This window comes from Polyangium sp. 6x1, from assembly GCF_029946515.1.
Lineage (GTDB): Bacteria > Myxococcota_A > Polyangia > Polyangiales > Polyangiaceae > Polyangium.
Genome location: NZ_JARZHH010000131.1, coordinates 1 through 13,641, shown reverse-complemented (window position 1 = coordinate 13,641; position 13,641 = coordinate 1). Strand labels below are relative to the sequence as shown.

The following is a 13,641-nucleotide window of genomic DNA, read 5'->3' as shown; positions in this document are numbered from 1 at the left end:
CGGCGCCGGTGGCGCAGGCGGCGCCGGTGGTGCTGGTGGCATGGGCGGCGCCGGTGGCGCCGGTGGCGCGGGCGGCGCGGGCGGCGCCGGTGGTGCTGGCGGCGCCGGAGGCAGCGGAGGCTGAGCCCCGCGCGCGTCGACGTTGACCGAACCTCGAAGTTTGCCGTTCGCCCCGAGTGACCTCGACACGCTCGCGGGCGCGCCTGGGCCGATCCGCGTGGCGGGTCGGGTCCTCGACGTCGTGGGCGACGAGGTCGTCCTCGCCGACGCATTTGCGCGCGTGTCGCTCACGCTCGCCGAAGGAGCCCTCGCGCCTGCGGATCTCGTGGTCGTCGAGGCCTCGTTCGTCGCGGGGAAGCTCGCCGCGGGCCGCGTGATCGAGCGGCGCACGCCGAGCGCGCCGAACGTCTCGCAGGGCGCGGCGAGCGAGGCGCCGAAGGCCGAGACCGAGCGGCTCGTGTTTCGCGGCGTGGGGCGCGCGCTCCGGGCGCGGGCGGAGGCGCTCGCCGAGGTGCGATCGTTCTTCGTTCGCCGAGGTTTTCTCGAGGTCGAGACGCCCTCGATGGTCCCCTGCCCCGGCCTCGATCTGCACCTCGATGCGTTCGGCGTGGAAGGCACCCCGGAAGGTCGCCCGCTCTGGCTCATCACGTCGCCCGAGTACCAGATGAAGCGCCTGCTCACGGGCGGCGTGCCGCGGTGTTTCCAGCTCGCGCGGTGTTATCGCCGCGGCGAGATCGGCGACCGCCACAACCCCGAGTTCACGATGCTCGAGTGGTACCGCGCGTTCGCGCCGATGGACGCGGTCGTCGCGGACACGGAGGAGCTCGTTCGATCGGTCGTCTCGAAGCTCGCGGGGACGAGCGTGATCGAGGTCGAGGGGACGCGCGTGGATCTCTCCGCGCCGTTCGAGCGGATCTCGGTCGGCGAGGCGTTCGCGCGGTACGCGGGCACGAGCGCGGACGAGGCGATCACGATGGCGAGCGAGGACGAGGACCGGTTCTTCCGGCTGCTCGTCGAGCACGTCGAGCCGGCCCTCGCGCGCCTCGGCCGGCCGGTCTTCCTCGTGGACTACCCTGCCCCGTTCGCCTCGCTCGCGCGGCTCTCGCCGGACGATCCACGTGTCGCGGAGCGCTTCGAGCTCTACGTGGGCAGCGTGGAGGTGTGCAACGGCTTCGGCGAGCTGACGGATCCGGTCGAGCAGCGCGCGCGCTTCGAGCGGGATCAGGCGCAGCGGCGCGCCGAGGGCAAACCCGTCTACCCGATCGACGAGCGCTTCCTCGCGGCGCTCGCGGAGGGCATGCCGCCCGCGGCCGGCAACGCGCTCGGGATCGATCGGCTCGTCGCGCTCGGCCTCGGCGCGCGGGCGATCGGCGACGTCACGGCCTTCCCGTACGCGTGGCTGTGAGAGCGCCGGCGCCGAGCCGCGACGCGCTCGTGGCCCTCGAGAGCAAATACGCCGAGATCGCGGAGCTCCGACGCGCGCGGGATCGCGGCGAGCCGATCCCCGCACGCGCCGTGTTCAAGGCGCTCGCCGAGCGCTTCCCGGGCGCGCTGCACGAGCTCGACACACTGCCGCTCGACGTCGTCGACGCGCGCCTCGCCGCGCTGCGAAGGGCCCTCGCGGGCGACGTGATCGAGCCGTGGATGGCGTGGATGGCGAGCTACCACGCGCTCCTCCGCGCAGGCCTGCATATCCGGATCCGCGCGACGAAGAACCGCTCGCCAGGCGTCGAACGAGCGAGCGAGCTTGCGGCGGACGCCGCGTCGCACGCGGGGATCGAGGTCGACGTGGCGTTCGTGCACGCTGCCCTGCGTCCGCCTGGAGGCCGGCTCGTCGGCGTCATCTACGCGCGCCTGGAAATCCTCTTCGGCGAGCCCGCCGCGTCGATCCGCGCGACGCTCTTCCCGCGTCTCCGCGATCGCCGCGCCCCTCGGAGCTCGGACAACGACGAGGCGTGATACCCTCGGCGCGATGAGCGAGCCGGCCGAGAACCCCTACGTGGCTCCCACCGCGGCCGATCCACCGAAGCCGCGCGGCACGACGCTCGCGGAGAACCGCATCCTCCGCTTCGTCTTCTTCGGCTTGCTCTACCTCGCGCAGGGCATCCCGTGGGGGTTCCTCGCGGGCGGCTACCGCGTCTTCTTGATCGACCGCGGTCTCAGCAACGAGGCGCTCGGCACGGTCATGGGCATCGCGTACCTGCCCTGGAGCTTTAAAGTTTTTTTTGGGCCGCTGCTCGATCGGTACCGCGGAGGGCGCTTCGGCAGGCGGCGCCCCTTCATCGTGTTCGCCGAGATCATGATGGGCGCGCCGCTGCTCGCGCTCGCCGCGGTGGATCCAGGTCGGCTCGGCATGGTCAACGTGGTGCTCTTCCTGCACAACACGTTCGCCGCGCTGCAAGACGTGGCCGTCGACGGGCTCGCGGTCGACATCCTTCCCGCGAACGAGACCGGGCGCGCCAACAGCATCATGTGGGCCGGAAAGACGCTCGGCGTCACGCTCGGATCGAGCGGCGCGGTGCTCGCGAAGCACATCGGATGGCAGGCGACGTTCGTCGCCATGACCGTGCCGGTGTGGGTGATCATGCTCGTGCCGCTGCTCGTGCGGGAGCGGCCGCCCAGCGAGGACACGCGCCTCGGGCTCGAGGGCAGGCGCTTCGACGTCCCGGAGCTCCTCCGCACGTTGCGCTTCCTCCCGACGCTCGCGGGGTTCCTCATCGCGTTCGTCGCGCCGGCCGGCTTCGCGCTCGTCGGGACGTTCACGGCGCGCCTCTACCGCAAGGACCTCGGGCTCTCCGAGGAGGCGCTCTTCGGGCTCAGCGTCATCGATGCGCCGGCCGGGGTCGCGGGCGCGCTCATCGGCGGCGCGCTCGCGGACCGCATCGGCATGCGCAAGGCGATGGGCGCGAGCATGGCCTTGATCGGGATCGTCATGGCGACCTTCGCGTCGCTCCCGGGTCTCTGGCCACGTTACGTGGTGCTCATCGTGTACCAGGCCGCGCTGCAGACCGCGATCTGCTCCTACAGCGCGTCGGCACTGAAGTACTTCATGCGGCTCACGAACCCGGCGGTCGGCGCGACGCAGTTCACCGCCTACATGGCCATGACGAACCTCTGCTACTCGCTCACGGCGAAGTCCGGCGGATGGATGGCCGACAACCTCGGCTACCAGCGCTCGATCCTCATCGCAGCGTTCGTCCAGGTCATCGCGATCCCGCTCCTCTTGCTCTGCGATCCCCGCAAAGCCGAAGCACGCTTCCGCGACGACGAAAAAGACGCGCAGACTGCAACCGCGGCGTGAGCTCCGCCGCGTGCATCTTCCCGCGCAGCGCACACGCGACGGACAATCCGTCGAGCGCGTGAACATACACATTTCGTAACGATTCGGCGGTTGCTGCGCGGCTTTCGATCGGCCTACATCGATGGGTCACGCGGGACGGACAATCGTTCGAGGTGAAACGAATGCTTAGACGATGGACGTGGCTGTTCGCCGCGACGCTCTCGGGAGCCGCGCTCGCGGCAGGGTGCGGCGGGGACGACGAGGATCTCGGGCTCCAATCGGGCCCAGGCGTCGGGGGCGGCGCAGGACAAGGCGGCGCAGGCCAGGGCGGCGCGGGACAGGGCGGCGGCGGGCCGAAAGGCCCCGTCGATCTGCGCGCCGACGTGAACCGCAACGGCACGATCGATCTCGACGATCCCACCGAGGATCAGGGCGAGGACACGTGGGACGCCGCGCACGGCGCGATCTTCCTCGCGAACGTCGATGATGATCAGGAGCAGTGCCCCACGAGCGGCCAGCCCGATTCGCAGCTCGTCGCTTGCAACGACGCCGCCGACACGGTGGTGAACGGCGAGGAGGATCTCGCCGATCTCGCGCGGATCGTGGCCGCGCCGTGGCCGGAGGCGTACGCCGACGCCTCGGGCACGTTCACGGTGAGCGCGCTCGAGCAGGTGCGTCTGTTCCGGAAGAGCGCGTCGGGCGCGTTCGAGCTCTTCGATCCCGCGACGAAGCTCGGCCAGGCGGATCTCGCAGCGGGCGTGGAGCTCGCGATCGAGGCGCGCGACATCGCGCGCGACGCGTCCGCGTGGGACGGGTTCGTCGACGTCTCGCTCACGGTGACGGGCACCGCTCCCTCGGGCACGCCGATGCCGGAGGCAAAGGACACGGTGCGGCTGCGCGTGGCGCCGGTGCTCTTCCGCCACCACCTGCACCCGGCGCGCACGATCTACGCGGCGAACGTCCAGGGGCAGTCGTCGTCGACGGCGTTCCGCAACGACCTGAAGGCGGCGATGCAGACCGCGAGCCTGGCCGAGCCGCTCTACGAGCACGCGAGCTCGGATCAGTGGACGCAGGACTACTTCGAAACCGCGTACACCTCGATGCCGGCGCCCGGCGGCAAGCAACACGTGATGCACGTGAACTTCCGCTCGGCGAACCACACGGGCAGCCTGCGCAGCGCCGGGCGGATCGTGTTCGCGCTGCGCGGCAAGGACATCGCAGGCCTCGCGCAGTTCGATCCGAACCACTCGAACGAGATGGATTCGCTGAACTCGTTCGGCAACCTGGAGACCGTGCCGCCCTACACCCACAACGGCAAGAGCTACCCGAACGGGCGGGTGCTGCGCGGCTCGACGCCCTCGTACTACCCGGACAAGAGCTTCGACCGGATGGTGAGCGCGCAAGGCGCGCAGCCCATCATCTACATCGACACGGAGTGGCTCCTGGTCGGGCACGTCGACGAGACGACGACGTTCGTCAAGGCGAACACGCCCCGCGGCTGGGCGCTCGGCCTGAACGACGCAGCGCTCGCAAAGCAGATGCTCGAAGAAGCGAAGGCGGCCGGCCACGGCAACGTGCCGATGTTCGTCGGCATGTCCTGGTGGGGAGGCTCGCCCGCCGAGGTGACGATCGACGAGGTGCTGAACGATCCCGACGTGATGAACGAGAGCGCCGCGGCCGCCGTCGAGGTCGCCGGGCAGCTCGAGGTGCTGAAGCAAGAGACGGGCATCACGGAGGCCGAGATCATCCGCATCCCCTTCCTGCACCAGCCAGCGGAGGGCTACTCGGTCGCCTACCAGCCGGGCACAGTGAACGGCATCTACCTGTCGGACACGGTCTTCGGTCCGCCGAAGCCACACGGCCCGAACATCAACGGTGAAGACATCTTCGAGGCGCAGCTCATCGAAGCCTTCAAGCCCTACGGCATCACGGTGAGCTTCATCGAAGACTGGAACCTCTACCACCGCAACGACGGAGAGGTGCATTGCGGGTCGAACACGACGCGAGTCGTGCCGGAAACGAACCCCTGGTGGGAAGGTGCTCTATGAAGGCGAAGCGTGTCTTGGGGATCAGCCTGCTCGCAGCGGGGCTCCTGCTCTCAGCGCTCACAGGCGCAGCAAGCGCAGCCGAGGGCGTGTGGATCGCCCCCGATCGGCTCGCAGCGCAGGATCGAGCGACGCTCGTCCAGGCGATCAGCGTCGCGCGCAAGGAGAACCCCACAGCGTTCGATACGCTCGCACGGCTGCGCGAGGACATGCCCGCGCTCGACGCGCAAAAACGCGGCAGATACGTGCCCGTCACGGCCATCCTGAAGGGCCTCGGCAAGGACGCCCTCCTGCCGATGCTGAACGAGCTCGCAATCGACGCAAAGCCGCGCGGCGACATGGTCGACGACGCCTGGCACGCATGGCGCGTGGGCCTCGTGGAAGCCGTGGGCGCGCTCCGCGACAGCCGCGCAGCCCCCGTGCTCTTCGCAATCCTCGACACGACGGAGATGAACACGGAGCTCGTGCGGGCCGCAGCCTCGGCACTCGGCAAGCTCGGCACAGACGCAGCCGCGCAGAAGCTCGTGGCCATGGCGAAGAAGGAGGGCCCAAAGCAGAAGGGCGTGCTCGCAGGGATGGGCGACTGCCGGAGGCGCGTGGTGGCCGAAGCACTCGCCTCCACGCTGCTCGCGCACCCAGACGCAGAGACAGCGATCCTCGTGGCGCGATCCCTCGGCGACGTAGGCTCCGCGTGGGCCTGGAAGACGCCCATCATCGCAGCAAGCGGCGAGGAAGAAGCCGTACGCGCGGCCGCAGCACAGGCGCTCGTGACGTCGTACCTACGTTACGAGGGCGAAGCGCGCACAGCCATCACGAAGGCCGTGCTGATGGTGGATCACGCCTCGACGCCCACACTCGCAGAGGACGCAAAGCGCGGCGCTCGCCCAGGGGATCAAGCAGCCCTCGACGCGCTCGTCGAACGGTTCAAGAACAGCCCGCTTCGGCGCTGAACGACTCTTTCGCTGGAAGCGCTTCGCTGGGGCTTCGCCCCAGGCCCCAGCAGGGGTTGTCCACCCCTGCACCCGGACCAGCGCAAGCGCTGGACTCGGGGTCGATCTGGATGCGCTTCGCTGGGGCTTCGCCCCAGACCCCAGCAGGGGTTGTCCACCCCTGCACCCGGACCAGCGCAAGCGCTGGACTCGGGGTCGATGAACTGCGCTCCGCGCAGTTCATCGAACGGGCCAGGTCAAGACCGTAACCGACCCTGCAAAGCGAGACAGCCGCGCTGAGGGTTCAACGGGCGACGCGGTACCAGCGGCGGCCTGTGGGAAGAACTGCGCATCGCGCAGTTCTTCCCCCTGAGGTCCAGGGCTGGCCCTGGTTCGGGTCGAGGGGCGAATAGCCCCCGCGGGGCCCGGGGCAGCGCCCCGGCGCGGCGCCTCAGCCCGAAGGTCCCACGCTACACGCCCTGCGCCTCTGCGCCCCAGATGACCTTGTGGAGCTGGACCTGCACGCGCACGAGCAGGCTGTCTTCGAGCACCCAGGCCACGAGATCCTTCGAGGAGAGTTTGCCCCACACCGCGGAGGCGAGCAGCGTGCAGCCGAGTTGCGAGAGATTGCGCTCGCGGATCACGCTGCGCATCCACTCGTAGTCGGCGCGATCGGCGAGGACGAACTTGATCTCGTCGCGGGGGCCGATGTGCGCGAGGTTCGTCCAGCGGTTGCGATGGTTTTCGCCGCTGCCGGGGGCCTTGAGGTCCATGATCTTGTGGACGCGCGGGTCGACGCGCGAGATGTCGGCCTCGCCGCTCGTCTCCACGAGGACCGTTCGTCCCGCGTCGCAGAGCTCGGCGAGGAGCGGGATTGCGCCGGGCTGCAGGAGCGGCTCGCCGCCCGTGAGCTCGACGAGTGGCGTGCCGAATGCGAGCGCTTTCTCTCGCACCTCGTCGCGCGGCATCCGCTTGCCGCCGTAAAACGCCTGCTTCGTGTCGCACCAGGCGCAACGCAGGTTGCAGCCGGTCAAACGCACGAACGTGCACGGCAGCCCGGCGAACGTCGATTCGCCCTGGATGCTCGAATAAATCTCGTGGACGACGAGGGTGTCTTCCTTCACGGCCAGGGGACCTTCTTAGCCTTCGGCCCCGCCCGCGCCAGGTCCGCTGCGAACCCGAGCGCCCGGCGAGCCGAGCGGGCTGTGTGTCGTGACGCTCCCGGAGCCGATGCGATGCGCGGCGCCGTCGCTCGTGATCACGCGGAGGTAGCCCTCGCGATCGATGCCCGCCGCCGTGCCCGCGATGCCCGAGACGTCCACGGAGACCCCGCGGAGGACGTCGCGTTGGTCGAGCTCGGTGAGGAAGGGGGCGAGCCCGTCGGCCTCGAATGCGCGCACGGTGCGGCCGATCTCGGCCAGCAAACGGGCGGCGATCGCGGAGCGGTCGAGCGCGCGTCCGCCGAGGGCGTGGAGCGAGGTCGCGCGCGTGGCGAGATCGTCCGGGAACGAGGAGGTGTGCACGTTGAGACCGATGCCCGCGACGACGGCGTCGATCGCGCCGCCGCGCAGCGCTGTCTCGACGAGCAGGCCCGCGAGCTTCTTGCCGTCCACGAGCACGTCGTTCGGCCATTTGACGCCGGCGCGCAGGCCGCTCGCCGCGGTCGCCCCGAGCACCTCGTCGACGATCCGCGCGACGCAGACGCCGAGGACGAGCGCGAGCGGAGGTAACGCATGCAGCGCGAGCTTCGGGCGAAGGACGACGGAGAGGTACAGGTTTTCACCGGCCGGCGAGTGCCACGCGTGGCCGCTGCGGCCGCGGCCCTTTGATTGTGCGTCGGCGAGGAAGACCGCGCCGTGGGGCGCGCCTGCGGCCGCGGCGCGGCGCGCGTCATCGTTGGTCGAGGCGGTGACGGGGACGACGACGGGTCGGAAGGCGCTCGCGCCGAGCCTTTCGAGCTCGGCCTCGATGCGGAGAGGATCGAGGTCGTTCAAAGCTGAAAATCGAGCCCGATGTCGGCCGCGGGCGCCGAGTGCGTGAGGGCCCCGACGCTGATCACGTCGACGCCTGCGAGCGCGAGCGCCGTGATGCGCTCGAGCGTGATGCCGCCCGAGGCTTCGAGGATCGGCCTTGGCGTGAGGGGAGCCGCGCGGGCGACGGCGCGCGCCACGTCCTCGGTCGAGAAGTTGTCGAGCAGGATGATGTCCGCGCCGGCCGCGATCGCCTCTTCGAGCTGCGCGAGCGAGTCGACCTCGACCTCGATGCGCGAGGTGTGCGGGGCGTGCGCCCTCGCGCGCTCGACGGCGCGGCTGATGCCGCCGGCCGCGACGATGTGGTTGTCCTTGATCATCACCGCGCTGCCGAGATCGTTGCGGTGGTTGATCCCGCCGCCCATGCGGACGGCGTACCGCTCGAGCGCGCGCAGGCCTGGCGTGGTCTTGCGCGTGTCGGTGATGCGCGTGCGCGCGCCTTGCGGGACCGCCTCGACGTAGCGGCGCGTGACCGTCGCGATGCCCGTCATGCGCTGCACGAGGTTCAGCGCTGTCCGCTCCGACGCGAGCACGGCGCGGGCAGGACCTCGCACGCGCCAGAGCGTCGTCCCGGCGGGCGCCTCTTTCCCGTCGGGCACGAGCGTCTCGACGACGCAGCGCGGATCGACGCGCGTGAAGACGCGGCGAAAGACCTCCGCGCCGCAGGCGACGACGGCCTTGCGCGCGACGGCGGCGGCGTCGGCCTGCGTATCTGCGTCGACGCAGGCCTCGCCGGAGAGATCACCACCGGCGAGGTCTTCTTCGAGCGCGCGATCGACGATGGCGTCGAGGATGGGGGGAGCGATCATCGGGCTCTTCTTACCACCGGAGCACGGCCGCGCCCCAGGTGTAGCCGCTGCCGAAGGCGGCCGTCAGCACGGTCGTGCCTTCCTTGATGCGGCCCTCGGCGACGGACTCGCTGAGGCCGATGGGGATCGTCGCGGCCGTCGTGTTGCCGTAGCGCTCGATGTTGTGGACCACCTTCTCCGGCGGCAAACCGAGCTTGTCGGCCACGTACTGGTTGATGCGCATGTTCGCCTGGTGGGGGACGAACAGATCGATGGAGCTGATGTCGATGCCGGCCGCGGCGAGCGCCTCGCGGCTCACCTCGGGCATCTTCTCGGTGGCCCAGCGGAAGACCTGCTTGCCGATCATCTTCGGGTACTGCTCGCCCTTGTCGAGCATCTCGTGCGTGATGCGCGGGATGTGCTTCGACGCCGGCGCGGGGATCCAGAGATCCTTCGCGCCCGTACCATCGGCGTGCAGGTGGATCGACATGAGGCCTCGATCGTCGGACGGGCTCGGACCGACGAGGGCCGCGCCCGCGCCGTCGCCGAAGAGGACGGCCACGTCGCGGCCGCGCTCGGTGAACTCCACGCCCGTCGAGTGCACCTCGGCGCCCACGACGAGGATGTTCTTGTACGATCCGGTGCGCACCCACGCGTCCGCGACGCTGAGCCCGTAGAGGAACCCCGAGCACTGGTTGCGGACGTCGAGCGCGGGCACGCCGGGCAGGCCGAGCTTCTCGCCGAGGAAGCAACCCGAGCCGGGGAAGAAGTGGTCCGGGCTCAAGGTCGCGAAGATGATCATGTCGACGTCGGAGACCTTGCGTCCGGCTCGCTCGAGGGCCATCTGCGCGGCCGGCACGGCGAGGTCGCTCGCGCCGATGCCGTCGTGCTCGATGAACCGGCGCTCCTTGATCCCCGTGCGCTGCTGGATCCACTCGTCGCTCGTCGGCATCGAACGAGCGAGGTCGTCGTTGGTCACCACCTTGGTCGGCACGTAATGGCCGACGCCCAGAATCGCTGAACGCATGCCTGGGCTCGTAATGCGACTTCGCCGGGCATCAAAGGCATAACGACCGACACGGTGCGTCAGCGGACGGAATACGTCCGACCGAGCGGACGCGACATTGAACCGCGAATCATTTTTTGCGGCGTCGCGTTCGCTCCGTCGCTCCATTTCGCGGCTGTTTTCCGTCATGCTCGGGCGGCTCTGGGAGGAAAGCGACGCACGATGGAAGAACGCGAGGCGAAGGTACGAGAACGAGAGCAGCTCCGGCGTGAGCGCGCGGAGCTTGGGAAAGCATGTCTGGGGCGCGAGCTCCGCGTGCCGCTGCGAAACCCATCCCGCACGCTCTGGGTGTTCGCGGTGCTCCTCGTGCTCGGCTTCGCGCTCGGCGCCTCGGTCGGGATCACGCGCGGGGGCAAGGCGGGCCTCGGGCTCGCCGGGTTCGGCGTGGTGCTTCTCGCGTGCGGGATCTACGCGGCCGTGTTGGCGAGGCGCTTCGGCGCTCGGCAGGACCTCGCGATCGTGCTCGGGCTGCGCACGCTCACGGTGCCCGCGCTGCCGCTCGCGCGGGGTGGGACCGTGGAGATCGCGTACGAGGAGCTCGAAGGCGTGACGCTCTTGCCCGCGGGCCATCGCCTCGTGCACGTGCTGCGGACGTCGGACGGCCTCGTGCCGCTGCTGCTCGATCGGCTCCCGCGCGCCGAGAAGGACACGAAGCTGCCGCTGCGGATCCACGTCCGAGCAGCGCTCGCGCGGAGGCGGCCGCGTCTGTCGGCGGCGCGGCTCGCGGCGGTGGAAGCGCAGATCCTTCACGACGGCCCGAGCCTCGGGGCCCTGGTGACGATGAACGACGGCGTGCCGGAGGTGATCACGGTGCTGCGCGACGAAGCGCACCTCGGCGCGTGGCTGCTCTCGGGAGAGCTGCCCGCGGGGTACGAGATGATCTGCGCCGCGGACGTGCTCGATCCGCTCGGCGACGCGCTCCGAGACGCGATCGGCGCCATGGTGGAAGTCGGGGACGGCCCCGCGAAGGTGAAGCGGGCGAACGCTGCGGACGGGGAGCGCTGAGCGAGTGGCGTTCCGGCGCCGCTTCGATAACCGCTTCCATATCGGCTCGCGGGCTCGCCTCGTGGTAGGCCAGGTAACTCCGCCCGGGGGCCCCTCCCCGGCCGCCTCACCCGCCTGCCCTGATTTCTGCGCCCGTCTCCGTTTCCGCCCCGCCCGTCCTCCGCCGGGACCGCAGGATCACAACTGTGTCGTTCCACAGGACGAAATTCTTTGTCGTTCGTCCATAGGGCTGTGACACTCTCCCGCGTCCAAAGTAGCGCCGCACAGGTCCCCATGCGCCCTCAGGTCGGCCAGGTCATCAACAACAAGTACCGGCTCGTCCGCGTCATCGGCGATGGCGGGATGGGTAGCGTATACGAGGCGCGTCACGAGGTGCTCGGCACCACCGTGGCGCTCAAGTTCCTCCACCCCGAGCTCTCGCGACGCCAAGGCCTCGTGCAGCGCTTCCTTCAGGAAGCGCGCGTGTCGGCGCAGATCCAGAGCCCCCACGTCGTGCGGGTCAGCGACGTCGACCAGACGTCGACGGGCCAGGCCTTCATCGTGATGGAGTACCTGGAGGGCAAGACCCTCCAGACCCTCTACGAGGAGCTCTACCACGCAGGGCAAAGGCTCTCGTACGCCGACGCGCTCGAGTACGCGAGCCAGATGCTCGACGGCGTCGAGGCCGCCCATCGCGCGGGTGTCGTGCACCGGGATCTCAAGCCCGACAACGTCATGATCACCCGCGGTTCCAAGGGCGAGCCGCTGCTCAAGCTCCTCGATTTCGGCATCGCCAAGCTCAAGGTCACGGGCGAGCTCGATCGCGGCCTCACGCGGCCCGGCGTGATCATGGGGACGCCCGAGTACATGGCCCCCGAGCAGGCCTACTCCGCGGACGCCGTCGACGTCCGCGCCGACATCTTCTCGCTCGGCGTGATGGTCTTCGAGATGCTCGCCGGTCGAAGGCCCGTCGGCGGCGACGAGCCGCATCAGATCGCGTCGGCCTATCTCACGGGGCAGATCGCGCAGCTCACGGACCTCGCACCCCATGTGCCGCCCGAGCTCGCGAGCGTCGTGCACCGCGCGATGGGGCCGAAGCCGCCCGATCGATACAACTCGGTCGCCGAGTTCCGGAGTGCGCTCGATCCGTTCGCCATGGGCACCCGCAGCGGCGCGGCCGGCGCAGCGGTCGCCACGCCCCTGCCTGGCAGCGTCACGCCGAAGCCCGCCGTCTCACCCGCTGCCGCGGTGACGCCCGGAGCAGCCGGCGCCTCGCCCATCCCGAAGACGCTCCCGCCCACCGACGACAAACCCCCGCCCGGCGTCAGTGAGCCCTCGATCCCGCCTCCCCAGGTCGGCGCGACGCCGCTCGGCGGGTTCGACGTACCGCACCGGCAGCCCCACACGTCCATCGGCGAGCCTCTCGCCGAGGGCCTCACGCCGGGCCCGAGGTACGACGCCACGGCCCCCGCCGCGCCCCTCGCCTCGCAGACGGCGCCGCCCGGCGCATACGACATGTCGCCGCGGCCCGGCGGCACCGCGATCGGGCAAGCCGGCGGCGGCTACGGGCCCGTGCCGACGAACTACGGCGCCGCGCAGGGGTATCCGCCCGCGAACGGATACTCCGCGCCGCCCGGCTACGGGCCCACCACCCCGATGAACCCGATCGGGACGCGGCCCACGCATCAGGGCCAGCAGAAGCGCAGCGGCGGATCGTCGATCGCGCTGATGCTCCTGCTCGCGGCCGCCGTGACCGGCGTGGTCGTCGGCGGCGTGTACCTCGGGCAGAAGCTCACGAGCAAAGAGGAGAACGGCGGCGAGCCCATCTCGATGCAGCAGCCGCCGAACACGGTCGTCTCCTCGGATCCCGGGTCGCAGCAGCCGATCCAGACGACCGGCGCGGTGAACACGAACCCGCCGCAGCAGCTCCCGCAGACCACCGTGCCGAAGACGACGAGCACGATCGGGGGGACGAAGCCCCCGGGCACGACGAGCGGCACGGGGACTTCGCCGTCCCCGCAGCCCTCCACCTCGGGGAGCACCGCGCCCACGGGCATCCCGAACCCGTTTGGCTCGAACGGCATCCCGATCCCCTGGGGAAGCACGCAGATTCCGCTCCCCTTCCCCATGCCGGGCCAGCAGCCGACGACGCAGCCGACGCCCACCACGCCGGCGCCCTCGAGTACGCCGACGGGCACGCCGCGGCCCTCGTCGAGCAGCAGCGGCAGGCCCCGCATCCGGATCCCCATCCCCGGGCAAAACCCTTGATTTCGTACCCGAACGCAGCGCGCAGCTCCTAGGCCAAGGAGACGTCGGCGAGATGAGCCAACAGCAAGGTGGTCCGCCGGGCGGGCCCTACGGTCCCGGAAAAACGATCGTCGGTGAGCCCTTGTTCGGCGCCGAAGGCCCCGGCGTCGCGCCGGCCCCCGGCATGCCGGCTCCCGCGCCCGTCGCAGGCGCGCCCGTGCCCGCGACGATGGTCGACGCCGGCCCCGCGCCGGCCCCCGCGCCCCCCGCCG

The 13,641-nt window shown here is 70.4% G+C and carries 11 protein-coding genes and 1 pseudogene; 8 read left to right on the top strand and 4 right to left on the bottom strand.

The window, feature by feature from the left end; all coding sequences use genetic code 11:
• The first annotated feature begins 142 nt into the window (after positions 1-142).
• The 5 genes from epmA (at position 143) to QHF85_RS48440 (ending at position 6,275) form a co-directional block, all read left to right on the top strand.
• Entirely contained in the window at positions 143-1,405 is a 1,263-nt protein-coding gene (gene epmA, locus QHF85_RS48460) for an EF-P lysine aminoacylase EpmA (protein ID WP_281334351.1), read from the top strand.
• Positions 1,396-1,959: a hypothetical protein gene (locus QHF85_RS48455; RefSeq protein WP_281334350.1), complete on the top strand. Its 564-nt coding sequence runs from the start codon at positions 1,396-1,398 to the stop codon at positions 1,957-1,959. Before epmA ends, QHF85_RS48455 begins: the two co-directional genes overlap by 10 nt.
• A 13-nt stretch (positions 1,960-1,972) precedes the next feature.
• The gene (locus QHF85_RS48450) at positions 1,973-3,301 is read left to right on the top strand and encodes an MFS transporter (RefSeq protein WP_281334349.1); all 1,329 of its coding nucleotides are present in this window, start codon (positions 1,973-1,975) and stop codon (positions 3,299-3,301) included.
• A gap of 161 nt (positions 3,302-3,462) precedes the next feature.
• On the top strand, positions 3,463-5,328 hold the full coding sequence (locus QHF85_RS48445; protein WP_281334348.1) for a protein-arginine deiminase family protein: 1,866 nt from the start codon (positions 3,463-3,465) through the stop codon (positions 5,326-5,328).
• Complete coding sequence (locus QHF85_RS48440; protein WP_281334347.1) at positions 5,325-6,275, top strand: HEAT repeat domain-containing protein; 951 nt, start codon at positions 5,325-5,327, stop codon at positions 6,273-6,275. Before QHF85_RS48445 ends, QHF85_RS48440 begins: the two co-directional genes overlap by 4 nt.
• Positions 6,276-6,724: 449 nt before the next feature.
• Here the strand turns inward: QHF85_RS48440 and QHF85_RS48435 are convergent, their stop codons facing one another.
• Genes QHF85_RS48435 through QHF85_RS48420 form a run of 4 tightly spaced genes read right to left on the bottom strand, consistent with a single transcriptional unit; the run spans position 6,725 to position 10,099 of the window.
• Positions 6,725-7,378 (bottom strand): radical SAM protein, encoded by a 654-nt coding sequence (locus tag QHF85_RS48435; RefSeq protein WP_281334346.1) that lies wholly within the window; start codon positions 7,376-7,378, stop codon positions 6,725-6,727.
• 15 nt (positions 7,379-7,393) lie between these two features.
• The gene (locus tag QHF85_RS48430; protein ID WP_281334345.1) at positions 7,394-8,248 is read right to left on the bottom strand and encodes a biotin--[acetyl-CoA-carboxylase] ligase; all 855 of its coding nucleotides are present in this window, start codon (positions 8,246-8,248) and stop codon (positions 7,394-7,396) included.
• On the bottom strand, positions 8,245-9,093 hold the full coding sequence (gene nadC, locus QHF85_RS48425) for a carboxylating nicotinate-nucleotide diphosphorylase (protein ID WP_281334344.1): 849 nt from the start codon (positions 9,091-9,093) through the stop codon (positions 8,245-8,247). Before nadC ends, QHF85_RS48430 begins: the two co-directional genes overlap by 4 nt.
• A gap of 10 nt (positions 9,094-9,103) precedes the next feature.
• Positions 9,104-10,099 (bottom strand): beta-ketoacyl-ACP synthase III, encoded by a 996-nt coding sequence (locus tag QHF85_RS48420; protein WP_281334343.1) that lies wholly within the window; start codon positions 10,097-10,099, stop codon positions 9,104-9,106.
• A 201-nt stretch (positions 10,100-10,300) separates the two neighbouring features.
• On the opposite strand from QHF85_RS48420, the gene QHF85_RS48415 reads away from it, so the two are divergent.
• The 3 genes and pseudogenes from QHF85_RS48415 to QHF85_RS48405 all read left to right on the top strand — a co-directional run.
• A complete protein-coding gene (locus QHF85_RS48415; protein WP_281334342.1) occupies positions 10,301-11,143 on the top strand; it encodes a hypothetical protein in 843 nt (280 codons plus the stop codon).
• 273 nt (positions 11,144-11,416) lie between these two features.
• Complete coding sequence (locus tag QHF85_RS48410; protein WP_281334341.1) at positions 11,417-13,390, top strand: serine/threonine protein kinase; 1,974 nt, start codon at positions 11,417-11,419, stop codon at positions 13,388-13,390.
• A gap of 52 nt (positions 13,391-13,442) precedes the next feature.
• Positions 13,443-13,641: pseudogene (locus QHF85_RS48405) on the top strand (hypothetical protein); the annotation flags it as partial.

Coding starts and splice junctions, on each gene's coding strand:
- nadC (WP_281334344.1), bottom strand. CDS start 9,093: ATGATCGCTCCCCCCATCCTCGACGCCATCGTCGATCGCGCGCTCGAA.
- QHF85_RS48450 (WP_281334349.1), top strand. CDS start 1,973: ATGAGCGAGCCGGCCGAGAACCCCTACGTGGCTCCCACCGCGGCCGAT.
- QHF85_RS48420 (WP_281334343.1), bottom strand. CDS start 10,099: ATGCGTTCAGCGATTCTGGGCGTCGGCCATTACGTGCCGACCAAGGTG.
- QHF85_RS48445 (WP_281334348.1), top strand. CDS start 3,463: ATGCTTAGACGATGGACGTGGCTGTTCGCCGCGACGCTCTCGGGAGCC.
- QHF85_RS48410 (WP_281334341.1), top strand. CDS start 11,417: ATGCGCCCTCAGGTCGGCCAGGTCATCAACAACAAGTACCGGCTCGTC.
- QHF85_RS48415 (WP_281334342.1), top strand. CDS start 10,301: ATGGAAGAACGCGAGGCGAAGGTACGAGAACGAGAGCAGCTCCGGCGT.
- QHF85_RS48440 (WP_281334347.1), top strand. CDS start 5,325: ATGAAGGCGAAGCGTGTCTTGGGGATCAGCCTGCTCGCAGCGGGGCTC.